This is a genomic window from Dyadobacter sp. HNCC25DJ183 (genome assembly GCF_056895175.1).
Genome location: NZ_JBXHAP010000006.1, coordinates 275,918 through 288,922 on the forward strand (window position 1 = coordinate 275,918; position 13,005 = coordinate 288,922).

A 13,005-nucleotide genomic window follows, 5' to 3' on the forward strand; every position below is an offset into this window, starting at 1 on the left:
GGGAAGAATGTAAGAAATGGAGAATGGTAAGAAATGGAGGATGGAGAATAGACGAATTTAAGTTAATATAAATCCCTTTCCTCCTTCCTCCCTTTCTTCCCTTTCCTCCTTAAAAATAAGAACTATGCTGAAAAACTATCTGAAAATCGCTTTCCGGACGCTGGTACATAGCAAGACCTACTCGGTGATCAATATTGCCGGGTTGGCTTTGGGAATGGCCGTTTCTGTTTTGATCCTCATTTTCGTCATGCACGAGCTGAGTTTTGATAAGTTCCATGCAAACCATGAACGCATATTCAGGCTTGTTGCCAAGATCAGGATAGACGGCAATGATCTTCAAATGACCGGATTTAAGCGGGAGGTTGGTCCGGCATTGAAAAGGACGGAGCCGCACGTAAAGGATTTTGTGCGGATTAAAGAAGCTTATGACAAAGTGGTAATGAAATCGCCGGCTACCGGCCAGCTTTTCTACGAGGAAAATTTCCTTTTTGCAGATCCTTCTTTCTTCTCCGTATTCTCATTCAGGTTCAAGGAAGGAAGCAGTCGCGCGCTCGACAAGCCGTTTACGCTGGTGATTTCCGAGCGGGCGGCGCATAAGTACTTCGGCACAGCCGATCCCATTGGAAAGACGATTTTGTACGATGGAAAACATCCGATGCAAATCACAGGAATCATTGAAAATGCGCCTTCCAACTCCACATTTGACCTTGATTTTATTACTGCTGCCAGTACTTTCCCACAGATAAGCGAACAGAACAAAGCGCTTTATGAAAATGAAGGTGTCTTTACCACTTACCTGCTGCTTGACTCGGAAAAGTCGGCGCGCAATGTGGAAAACCGGATTGGAAAGCTTAGCAGTACTACCGATTTTTTTGATAAAGACTCAAAGTATGTGCTCGATCAGTTCAGCACAATCCATTTGGGAAACAACTTTGAAGGGATAGGAGCGGGCAGGATGATACCGGTTTTTGCAGGAATTGCATTGCTGATCCTGTTTCTCGCACTGTTTAATTATATGAGTCTTACCACAGCCCGTTCCACTTTACGCGCGAAAGAAGTGGGTGTGCGGAAGGTAGTAGGCGCAGGTAAAAAGGGCCTTGTTACACAGTTTTACATGGAGTCGGTCCTGGTTTGCACGATCGCATTCCTGCTGTCTTTTGTGCTCGTCAACCTGCTGATGCAGCCGTTTTATAACCTGCTTGGCCTGCATATAGACGCTGCATTCCTGCTGTCGCCGCCCTTTATAACTTTCCTGATTGTGCTGCTGGTAATCACCGCAATCTTCGCGGGCAGCTATCCAGCACTGGTACTGTCGGGATTTGCTCCATTGGAGGTACTAAAAGGCCGCCTCTCTGGCGGACAAAGTGGTGCGGCGGTCAGAAAGACGTTTATGGTTTTCCAGTTTACCGTTTCAATTGCATTGATCGTGTGCAGCCTGGTTGTGAAATACCAGCTTACATTCCTGCAAAACAAAGAGCTCGGCTTCTACAAAGATCAGGTGCTTGCCATTCCTATTACCCAGTCACTTGCCGGTAACTACTTTCCATTGCGGAATGAGATCCGCGGGCGCGCCGGGGTAAATGGCGTTTCGGCTACTAACTCGGGGCTTTTTAAAGGTTACAATATATGGTTCCTGAAAAATTTCACAACACAAAAGGACGTGGGACTGATCACGATGGTGGCCGACAAGAATTTTGTAAAAACACTGGGCTTAAAACTGAAAGTGGCCCCGCAGCCGGGCACGTATAACAACCGGAACTATGTGCTGCTCAATGAAGCCGCGATCAAAGAGCTGGGGATAAAAGGGGACCCCGTAGGGCAGAAGCTGGGTGACAAGGATGAAATTGCCGGAATCGTCAAAAACTTTCACTATAACTCACCGCGGGAAGGTATACGCGGGCTGGGACTTTATGTGATGAGCGATACGACCAATATCCTCAAATACTCCAATTCCAATGGAATACTTTATGCCCGCCTTGATCCCAAAGCCGATATCAAGGCAAATGTGGAAGCGATCGGTCGGATCTTCAAAAAGTACGAACTGGACAAACCATTTGAGTACTACTTCCTGGACGATGCATTCAACGAAACATTCCAGACGGAGGTACGCATGTCAAAAATGTTCTCGCTGTTTACCGGCGTAGCCATTTTCATCGCCTGCATGGGACTTTTCGGGCTGGTTACATTCACTGCCGAAACGCGCACAAGGGAGATCGGGATCCGGAAAGTTCTGGGCGCGTCGGTGGCGGGGATTGTTACTTTATTATCAAAAGATTTTATCAGACTGGTATTGTTGTCGATTGTCTTTTCCCTGCCGATCGCCTGGTATTTCATGGAAAAATGGCTGGAAGATTTCTCCTATCGCATTCAAATCCCGGTCTGGATCTATCTCACCGCCAGCCTCGCCGCCATCATCATCGCCCTAATCACGATCAGTTTCCAAAGTATCAAAGCAGCCTTGATGAACCCGGTGGATTCATTGAAGCGGGAGTAAAAGAGAATGGATTAACGGAATATCGAACAACTTAACACACTACATTATGATGCTGAACTATTTGAAGATTGCGTTTCGCAATCTCATCAACAACAAGACTTATTCCCTGATTAATGCCGCCGGACTTGCAATAGGACTGGCAGTTTCGTTCCTCATCTTGCTTTTTGTAATGCATGAGCTTAGTTATGACAGATTTAATAGCAAGGATCATCGATAAGAAAACTGTTTATGGTATTTCAGTTTGCAGTTTCAACTGCACTTATCATTTGCAGCATGATAGTTAAAGATCAGGTTTCTTATATGCAGAATAGAGAATTGGGTTTGTACAAGGATCAAGTCTTATCTATCCCTGTAACGAATGACAGCATACAGCATCTTTTTGCATTGAAGGATGAACTGGTCCAACAAGCCGGGGTGCAGAGTGCATCCATTACTGATCTCGGGCTTTTTCGGAGTTATAACATTTGGTCTATCAAGGATTCACGTACAAACAAGAAAGTGAATTTGTATTACATAGTAACTGATCCTGGATTTATTAAAACGCTGGGTATTAAATGGAAAATGCTCCTGCATCAGGGACATTTACCAGCAGAAAACATGTGTTGCTGAATGAGGCAGCTGTAAAGGCATTTGATATAGAGAAAAAACCGATAGGGAAGTCTGTTAACGATTTGGATGAAGTCGCTGGCGTTCTGAATGACTTTCAATTTACATCTCCTCGTGACGGCATTAAGCCGATGGCTTTGATGATTGAAACCGATCCAGGCAGTTTTGATAAAGCAGCTGGCTCTAACGGCGGCATACTTTACGCCCGGCTTGATACCAAAGCAGATGTGAAAAGTAGTATTCAGGCAATTGAACAAAAATTCGCGAAGTATTATCCCGGAAGACCATTCGAGTACTATTTTCTTGACGACGCGTTCAATCAAACCATTAAGACGGAAATAAGAATGGCGAAGATGTTCGCTGTATTTACAGGACTTGCGATTTTCATCGCCTGTATTGGTCTTTTCGGTTTGGTAACTTTTACGGCCGAAGTACGAACAAAAGAAATCGGAATACGAAAGGTGCTTGGTGCTTCGGTAGCAAGGATTGTTGCGTTGATAGCTCAGGATTTTGCAAGATTGGTAATGATCTCAATTGCAATCTCCATCCCTGTGGCCTGGTACTTCATGAATAAATGGTTACAGGATTTTCAGTACCGGATCGAAATAAGCTGGTGGATGCTCGCAGGTGCCGCAGCCCTTGCTATTGTTATCGCATTCATTACTATAAGCTTCCAAAGCATCAAAGCAGCCTTGATGAACCCGGTGGATTCATTGAAGCGGGACTGACGTCAAAAAACAGATATAACATGTTAATCAATCATCTCAAAATTGCATTGCGCACTTTGTTGCGGTACCGGAATTATACGATCCTGAATGTAATGGGCCTGTCCGTAGGCGTAGCTGCCTGCCTGCTGCTGTATGTTGTTTTTAATTACGAATCAGGCTTTGATAAATTCCATTCGAAACACGACCGCATTTACCGGATTGTGAGAGAAACGCAGTATCCCAGCGGTCAGACAGACTATTCTCCCGGTAACCCGCTGCCTTTTTCAGCTGCATTGAAAGTGGATTTGCCGCAGCTCACAAAGATCGTCCCGGTAAATGGTACCATGGACGCGCAGGTTACGGTTTTAGGGAAAGATGCCAATAACCAATCGCAGCATCAAAAATTCAGGGAAGACGAGGAAGGCCTCATGACGGAGCCGGAGTTCTTTGATATCTTTGATTTTGCCTGGCTTGCGGGCTCAAAAGAAGTATTAAAGGGTCCCAATGTGGTCGTACTCTCCAAAAGAAGAGCCGAGAAGTACTTCGGGAGCTGGCAGGAAGCGGTTGGCAAGTATTTGAAGATCAACAATAAGGTGGTAATGCAGGTTGGCGGCATACTAGCTGATCCACCGGTACACACCGATCTGCCCGTAGATATGGTGGTGTCCTACGAGAGCAAGCGGCAGCAGCCATTGATGTTCGGTCACGGAGATTTCAGTAACTGGGGCGCCACCAGCAGCGACGATCAGATCTTTGTTCTTTTGCCTGAAAACATGACGGTAGCCTCGGTTGAAAACCTGCTTGCCAAATTCATAGTCAAACACTACGATAAAGAGAATCACCAGTCGAGGATAAAGCTGCATTTAAGTCCCCTCGCCGACCAGCATCACGATAGTCGCTATCTTAATTTCTCAAATCACCAAACCAGCAGGGGAGTGCTCTTGACGCTCGTTGTCATCGGGTTTCTCATCATTTTTATGGCCTGCGTGAACTTTGTAAATCTCGCAACAGTGCAATCGGCGAGACGGGCAATGGAAGTGGGTGTGCGGAAAGTGCTGGGCAGCAGCCGGCAGGAACTCATGAGCCAGTTCCTGAGTGAAACCTTTTTGGTCGTGAGCTTTTCAGTGGGGCTGGGCGCGCTGTTGGCCACGTTTTGTATGCCGCTTCTTGGCAAAATATCCCAGGTACCGGCCGATCTTCCCGTAGTAAGCAATCCGCGGATCTGGTTGTTTGTCGTCATTCTTTCTCTTGCGATAAGCATGATCGCGGGATTCTATCCAGCTATTGTTATGTCAGGCTTCAAGCCCATTGAGGCTATCAAAAGCCGGGCAGCAACGCGGTCTATCGGAGGTATTTCGCTTCAAAAAGCATTGATCGTGATCCAGTTTGGTGTGTCTCAAATCCTCGTGGTGGGTACAATCGTGACGATCACACAAGTGCATTTCGTGCAAAACCTGGATATGGGTTTTACCAAAGAAGGGGTTTACTCGGTTACACTCGATGATGCTTATGGCAGCCGGTTTCAGACTTTTAAAAATGAGTTGCTGCAAAATCCGGAGATCAATGTGGTCAGCTTTGCTTCGGATGTGCCTTCGTCTGACAACAAATGGTCTGGTAACTTCGCATTTGACAACAGGGGTAAAGACGAGGATTTTCAGATATTCAACAAGTTTGCCGATGAGGATTATTTCAAAACATACGGACTGGAATTTGTTGCCGGAAAGCATTACGAGCGGGGAGATTCGGTTGGCTCGTGTGTGGTGAATGAGACTTTGCTGAAAAAGCTGAATATCAAAGATCCTGCTTCGGTAGTCGGTAAAAACATCAGACTGGGCGGAGGAAGCTGGCAGCCAATCGTGGGTGTTGTGAAAGATTTTAAGACCAGCTCGGCGCGCGAAGCAATGACGCCGGTACTGATCCTGCCTATGAAGCAGTTTTACTGGCAGAGCGGCATTAAAATCCGCACGCAAAACCTCTCCAAGTCAGTTGCGTATATTGAGCGTGTTTACGGCAAAGTGTTCCCCGAAGTAGCTTTTCAGGGTGAGTTTTTCGACGAGTCGATCATCGATTTTTATAAACAGGAAAGACAAATGAGCCTGCTCTATCAGATTTTTGCAGGATTGTCGATCTTCATCGCCTGTCTCGGGCTGTTCGGTCTTGCTACATTCATGGCGCAGCAGCGGATGAAAGAGATTGGTGTCCGTAAAGTACTCGGCGCGTCTGTTTCCAGCATTGTAACGCTGCTATCCAGAGATTTCCTCACCCTTGTTGCGATTGCCATTTTGATCAGCTCGCCCGTAGCCTGGTACTTCATGAATAAATGGTTACAGGATTTTCAGTACCGGATCGAAATAAGCTGGTGGATGTTCGCCACCGCCGCAGCCCTCGCCATTGTCATCGCATTCATCACTGTAAGTTTCCAAAGTATCAAAGCAGCCTTGATGAACCCGGTGAAGAGTTTGAAAAGTGAGTAGGGAGAAGGAGGAAAGGGAGGACGGGGGAAAAGGAGGAAGGGGCTGGTATTTCGCCGTTAATCCGAACAAAAAACGTCCGAATGCGAACAGTGGTTTTCTGTGTTTAAATTGTAAATACCTTATTTTGAGCTTCTTAGGTAGGTGTTCTGGTGTTGGCGCATAATTTGTATCACCGCCAATAGCTAATAGCTAACAGCCAAACCCCATTCTCCATATTTACTTTCCTCCATACGTTTAACCCAATAAGGAATGTTAAAAAACTATCTGAAAATCGCTTTTCGAAACCTTTGGAAGCATAAGGTTTTTTCTTTTATCAATGTAATGGGACTGACCGTAGGGATGTCGGCTTGCTTCCTGATTTTCCTGTATGTCAGCTTTGAGCTGAATTATGATGCTTTTCATAGCAAGGGAGATCGTATTTACAGGCTCGTTACCGACATTAAAACGCCCTCCGAAACCATTAACACCAGTTCTACCTCGTGGGCTTTTGCTCCGGCTATTGCTGCTGATCTTCCTGAGGTGGAGGCTTTTACGCGAGTTAGCGGCGGTAGTTTCCTTGTCAGGAAAGGCGATATCAAATTTCAGGAGGAGAATACGGTTTTTGCGGATTCCAGCTTTTTCCGTGTTTTTGATTTTAAACTGTTAAAAGGAAATCCAAAAACGGCATTGAAGAACCAGCTCAGCCTGGTACTGAGTGAAAAGGCTGTGGAAAAGTATTTCGGCAATGCGGACCCGATCGGACAAACGCTCCTGCTCTCAGGTGACGGGCTGCCTGCGGTGGTAACGGGCGTTTTGCAGGATATTCCTGAAAATTCGCAGATCAAGGCGGATATGATTATTTCCATGTCCACGCAAACGCAGCGGTTTAGCAAAGACCTGGACGAACAATGGGGCAATTTCGGCGCTACTACTTACCTGCTGCTCAAACCCGGAACTACCGGGGCTGCACTGGAAAAGAAGCTGCCTGCTTTTTTGAAAAAACGGGCTGGTAAGCTGATGGACCAGATGCAGATGCATTACACCCTTTTTCTGGAACCGCTCAGAGATGTATACCTGCATTCGACACGCGGCGGGCAGGAGACGGGGAGTATGAACAATGTGTACATATTTGCGGCAGTTGCGATCTTTATCCTGCTGATCGCGTGCATTAACTTTATCAATCTCACTACCGCGCGTTCCGTTGAGCGGGCAAAAGAAGTGGGAATCCGCAAAGTGGTAGGAGCGCCTAAATCCCTGGTGGCGCGGCAGTTTATCAGTGAATCGGTGCTGCTTTGTCTCATTGCATTCATTTTATCCATGCTCCTGTCGGCTGCCTTGATGCCGTTGTTCAATACGCTCGCCGGAAAGATCATCAGCACGGGTATTTTCAGTAATCCTTCTTACGTATTGATCATGTTTGTGGCGGCATTGTGCATTGGTGTGCTGGCGGGGATCTATCCGGCTCTGGTACTTTCGTCATTTGAGCCGGTGGTTGTATTAAAAGGCAGGTTTACCACGAGTGTGAAAGGGATATTGCTGAGAAAAGGGTTGGTAACAGTTCAGTTTGCGATTTCAATTGCGCTGATCATTTCAACGATCGTGGTTTATACACAAATGAACTACATGCGCAACCGCGACCTGGGTTTTGCCAAAGACCAGATGCTGATCGTGAACTCTCAGGGAGATCCTAAAAAGGAAGCATTCAGGCAGTCGCTGACTAATCTGGCCGGCGTGAAATCGACTACCATTTCTTCCAGCGTACCTGGTAGCGGCAATCCCGGCGCCTATTCAGAGATCGAGAACAAGAGCGGGGATCTGCAGATCGCCAACCTCGATCTGTACTTTGTCGATTTTGACTATATCCAGCATTTTGGCTTGAAAATGGCTGCGGGCCGGCCGTTCTCAAAGGAATTTGGAACAGATACCACACAGGCAATGGTCATGAATGAAGCGGCGGCTAAGCTTTTTGGGTACAGCAAGCCGGAGGAAGCGATTGGGCGCAGGTTCAAGCAGTGGGGCAGGGAAGGCAAGATTGTAGGTGTTGTCAAAGATTTCCACTTCCGTTCATTGCAGGAAACGATCAAGCCGCTTACCATGCGCATTGAACCCAATGGAACCGAGCTGATTTCCGTAAAAATGGAAGGCAAAGATGTGAAAACCACATTGGCGGCAGTAGAGCAGAAATGGAAGCAAATGATTCCGGAGCGACCATTCAGCTACTATTTCATGGATGAATTTTTCGACCGGCAGTACCGGGCGGAAGAGCGTTTTGAAAAGCTGTTCTTCAACTTCGCCATACTGGCCATTTTCATTTCGTGCCTGGGACTGCTCGGCTTGGCTTCTTACAGTACCATGCAGCGCACGAAAGAGATCGGTGTGAGAAAAGTAATGGGCGCGTCGATCGGCAGCATAGTCGGACTGCTTTCCAGGGATTTTCTGAAACTGGTATTCATCGCATTCATTATTGCCTCGCCGGTGGCCTACTTTGCGATGTACAAATGGCTCGAAAACTTCGCGTACAAAACAGATATATACTGGTGGATATTCGTACTCGCCGGCATTCTTTCCACCGCCATCGCCTTCCTGACCGTCAGCTTCCAAAGTATCCGGGCAGCAGTCATGAATCCTGTGCGGAGTTTGAGAAGTGAGTAAAAGGGAGGAAGGAGGAAAACCCAAAAAACTATGTTCAACAATTATCTTAAAATTGCGTTTCGTAACCTCTGGAAAAATAAGGGTTACTCAGCTATTAACATTGTCGGGTTATCGGTGGGGATGGCGGTGGCTGTGCTGATCGGGCTCTGGGTTTTTGATGAGCTTTCTTTTAATAAGTACCATAAAAATTACGACCGCCTCGGCCAGGTCTGGCAGTTTGTCAAATTTGATGTCGAGAAGTCGGCGTACAATGTAGCGCCGGTTCCTTTGGCAGAGGAGCTGCGAAGTAAGTATCCCGACTTTGAAAAGGTAAGCCTTTCTGGATTCAAATCAGCGATTTTATCGGCCGGAGAAAAGAAGTTTGAGCAGACCGGCCAGTATGTCGAGCCTGATTTCATCGGGATGATGGGCGTGAAAATTGTTGCAGGTACCGGCAGCAATTTTGCAGATATCAATTCAATTCTGCTCTCAGAATCGCTGGCCAGATCATTTTTCGGAGCTGAAAATCCGCTTAACAGAATGATCAGGATCAACAACAAGGAAGAAGTAAAAGTAGCGGGGATTTATGAAGATATGCCGTCGAGCAGCAGTTTTAAGGAAGCGTCTTTTCTTGCTCCCTGGAAGTTGCTGGTTTCAATGGATAGCTATGCCAGAAGCGCTTCCACACAATGGGACGAAAATTCATTTCAGGTATATGTACAGCTGAAAGAAGGAGCTGATTTCGGTAAGGTATCTTCCAAGATCAAAGAAACGAGAATGAAAAGGGATGATCCGCCTGCTTACCATCCCGAGTTTTTCATTCATCCGATGAGCAGCTGGCACTTGTACTCGGATTTTCAAAACGGGATCAACACAGGCGGGATGATCACGTTTGTCTGGCTGTTTGGTACAATAGGTGTATTTGTGCTTTTGCTTGCTTGTATCAACTTTATGAACCTGAGTACGGCGCGGTCAGAGAAGCGGGCGAAGGAAGTAGGTATCCGGAAGGCAATTGGCTCGTTGCGGCAGCAGCTGATCAGTCAGTTCTTTTGTGAATCGTTCCTGGTGGTATTTATCGCGTTTTCCATTTCCATTCTGTTGGTCGCATTGTCGCTGCCGATGTTCAATCAGGTGGCAGAAAAGGAAATAACATTGCCTGTGGCAAATCTGCGTTTCTGGATCGCCGGACTTGGTTTCAGTGCAATAACTGCATTGATCTCGGGCAGTTATCCCGCGTTTTACCTCTCCTCATTTCAGCCATTGAAAGTTTTGAAAGGGACCTTCAGAGTTGGCAAGCTTGCATTGATTCCGCGCAAAGTACTGGTGGTGCTGCAATTTACAGTTTCAGTCACTTTGATAGCAGGTACGATCATTGTTTTCAGACAAATAGAATTTGCCAAAGACAGGCCGGTGGGTTACAACAGGGAAGGTTTGATTGAAGTGGAGATGAGCACTCCTGACTTGTACAACCACTATAATGCACTGAAAAACGAGCTGCTTGGTTCCGGCGCAGTTTCCGCATTCTCTGAATCAAGCGGCTCTTTGACAGTACAGTATGGGGGTACCACCAATATTTCCTGGGCTGGTAAAGCATCCGGGTCTCAGCCGCTGATTATGTCCAACTCAGTAACGCACGATTACGGTAAAACGGTAGGATGGAAGCTAAAAGCCGGAAGGGACTTTTCCCGGGATTTCTCAACAGACTCCTCCGCCATTATCCTGAACGAAACCGCTGCAAAACTGATGGGATTCAAAAAGCCACTTGAAGCCGTTGTTAAATTGAACGGTAGAGAATTCAGGGTGATCGGAGTGATTGAAAATATGATCAAGGAATCACCTTTTTCGGAAGTAAGTCCATCATTTTTCGTGATTAACTATACTGGAGTGAATATGATCAATATGCGCTTATCAGGCACATTGGGCATAAGCCAGTCACTTGCACGTATCGAAAACGTATTCAAAAAGTTCAGTCCGGGCAGTCCGTTTGAGTACCGCTTTGTGGACAAGGAGTTTTTAAAGAAGTTTGGCGAAGAAGAGCGGATCGCACGTTTGGCTTCATTTTTCACATTGCTCGCAATCTTCATTTCATGTCTCGGACTCTTCGGGTTGTCTTCGTTTGTAGCCGAGCAACGGACCAAGGAAATAGGAGTTCGAAAGGTGCTAGGTGCTTCCGTGGCGAATCTTTGGCAACTGCTTTCTCGTGATTTCGTCTTTCTGGTTATGTTATCCTGCCTTATATCCTGTCCGATTGCAGGGTATTTCATGGAAAGCTGGCTGGACCACTACACGTACCGCGAGCCGATCTCCTGGTGGGTATTCGGATTAACAGGCTGCGGTGCGCTCCTGATCACACTGCTGACAGTAAGTTACCAGGCAATCAAAGCCGCACTTGTTGACCCTGTGCGGAGTTTGAGAAGTGAGTGAAATAAAGGAGGAAAGGGAGGATGGAGGAAGTCCCTTTCCTCCCCTTATTCCCTTTCCTCCTTTTCCTAAAACCTATAGGAGTAATTAGGGCTTTTTGAGGCTTTGCGCATAGATATACATTGCAAGCTCTTATCTTGCAGTATATTACTTCATCTAGCAAGATGCCTCTGCCCAGAATATTTACAATCACATTTATAGCGATCGCAATGCTGTGGTCGGTCTGCTCATACGGGCAAAGAAAACCCTTACCAGCTCATTTGTCGGCACAGGCAGAGCTTGGCGTGATCGCCGCCTCCAATGAAACTACACCGTTCTGGCTACGTACCAATCAGTTTGGTATCATTCCTACTGACGCTCCGGCGGCATTGCTGTCTGCTGCGCTGCGCAGGAACTATGTTTTTTATGATAGCCTCAGTAAAAAGGCACGCAAGTTCGACTGGAGTGCCTCTGTAAAGCCCGTATTGGTTTATTCCAAAGCAAACGACGCCAAAGTGCTGTTGCCCGAGGCTTACGCCAGTGTGCGTTTCAAAAATGTTGAGCTTTATGCCGGCAGGAGAATGGAGCTGATGGGACTCGGGGATTCTACGCTGAGTATGGGCTTTTACTCCGGCTCCGGAAATGCATTGCCGATACCCAAAGTGCAGATTGGTACCATTGGTTTTACACCTCTCAAATTCACGAAAAATTTCCTCGCGATCCACGCCGGCTTCTCACACGGCTGGTTTGCTACCAACTACCTTGAAGGTGTGCGTTTGCACCAGAAGTTTATGTATTTCCGGTTCGGAAAGCCCAAATCGAATGTGAAGGTATACGCCGGTCTTAACCACAACGTGCTTTGGGCCGGGCAGGCCGATTATCTGAAAAATGAGCCAGACCTGGCCAAAGACGGCAAATTCCCATCTTCATGGAGCCTTTATCCGAACATTGTATTTGCCTATACTCCTAAAAACTGGTACGAGAAAAATGGTTACGGCGCATTTGACAGTTACCGCCTTGGTAACCACCTGGGGAGCTATGATTTTGGTGTGGAAGCAAAGGTGCTTGGCTATAATATGTTTGTATACCACCAGCACCCGTTTGAGGATGTTTCCAGTATGATTTTTAAAAATGTTCCTGACGGGCTTTATGGGATCAGCTTTAAATCGAAGAATGCAGTTGCCGGAAATATGTTCAGACTTACGCGGCTTACGCTGGAATTCCTGACTACCAAAGATCAGTCCGGGTCGACATTCTATATACCTGGCAGCAAATTCCAGGGAGCTGATAATTACCTGAACCATAGCCAGTATGTACAGGGATGGTCTTATCAGGGCAATGCGGTGGGGACACCTTTCATTATCCCCGGCAAAGATATGGATCAAAGCAGGCCGAAAAGCGGACGTTTTTATCCCAACAATCGCGTCAACGTATGGTATGCAGGGGCACAGGCTATTTTAGGTAAATCCTGGCAATTTGGAGTGCGCGGTTCGTTCAGCCGGAACTTCGGAACCCCCGGCGACAGCTTTGAGCCTCCGCGCAGTCAATTGTCACTTCTGGCATCTGCCGGGTACAAACTTCCCAAGCTAAGAAACACCAGCCTTACAGCCCGCCTGTCGACCGATAGCGGCGAAATTTTCAGGAACAGCACTGGCGGTTTCCTCGGCATTTCAAGGACCTGGTAGCGGGCCGGATTGTCACTGCAATTTACAAT

The 13,005-nt window shown here is 46.9% G+C and carries 6 protein-coding genes; all 6 read left to right on the plus strand.

The features are described 5' to 3' along the window. The first annotated feature begins 124 nt into the window (after positions 1-124). The 6 genes from AC1XTG_RS16890 (at position 125) to AC1XTG_RS16915 (ending at position 12,976) form a co-directional block, all read left to right on the plus strand. On the plus strand, positions 125-2,494 hold the full coding sequence (locus AC1XTG_RS16890) for an ABC transporter permease (RefSeq protein WP_484842738.1): 2,370 nt from the start codon (positions 125-127) through the stop codon (positions 2,492-2,494). 554 nt (positions 2,495-3,048) lie between these two features. Next, a complete protein-coding gene (locus AC1XTG_RS16895) occupies positions 3,049-3,828 on the plus strand; it encodes an ABC transporter permease (RefSeq protein WP_484842739.1) in 780 nt (259 codons plus the stop codon). 20 nt (positions 3,829-3,848) lie between these two features. After that, on the plus strand, positions 3,849-6,281 hold the full coding sequence (locus tag AC1XTG_RS16900) for an ABC transporter permease (RefSeq protein ID WP_484842740.1): 2,433 nt from the start codon (positions 3,849-3,851) through the stop codon (positions 6,279-6,281). Between the two features lie 249 nt (positions 6,282-6,530). Then, complete coding sequence (locus tag AC1XTG_RS16905; RefSeq protein ID WP_056281155.1) at positions 6,531-8,912, plus strand: ABC transporter permease; 2,382 nt, start codon at positions 6,531-6,533, stop codon at positions 8,910-8,912. A 30-nt stretch (positions 8,913-8,942) separates the two neighbouring features. Beyond that, a complete protein-coding gene (locus AC1XTG_RS16910) occupies positions 8,943-11,315 on the plus strand; it encodes an ABC transporter permease (RefSeq protein ID WP_484842741.1) in 2,373 nt (790 codons plus the stop codon). A gap of 161 nt (positions 11,316-11,476) precedes the next feature. Beyond that, on the plus strand, positions 11,477-12,976 hold the full coding sequence (locus tag AC1XTG_RS16915; RefSeq protein ID WP_484842742.1) for a capsule assembly Wzi family protein: 1,500 nt from the start codon (positions 11,477-11,479) through the stop codon (positions 12,974-12,976). The last annotated feature ends 29 nt before the right edge of the window (positions 12,977-13,005 follow it).

Coding starts and splice junctions, on each gene's coding strand:
- AC1XTG_RS16890 (WP_484842738.1), top strand. CDS start 125: ATGCTGAAAAACTATCTGAAAATCGCTTTCCGGACGCTGGTACATAGC.
- AC1XTG_RS16895 (WP_484842739.1), top strand. CDS start 3,049: ATGGAAAATGCTCCTGCATCAGGGACATTTACCAGCAGAAAACATGTG.
- AC1XTG_RS16900 (WP_484842740.1), top strand. CDS start 3,849: ATGTTAATCAATCATCTCAAAATTGCATTGCGCACTTTGTTGCGGTAC.
- AC1XTG_RS16905 (WP_056281155.1), top strand. CDS start 6,531: ATGTTAAAAAACTATCTGAAAATCGCTTTTCGAAACCTTTGGAAGCAT.
- AC1XTG_RS16910 (WP_484842741.1), top strand. CDS start 8,943: ATGTTCAACAATTATCTTAAAATTGCGTTTCGTAACCTCTGGAAAAAT.
- AC1XTG_RS16915 (WP_484842742.1), top strand. CDS start 11,477: ATGCCTCTGCCCAGAATATTTACAATCACATTTATAGCGATCGCAATG.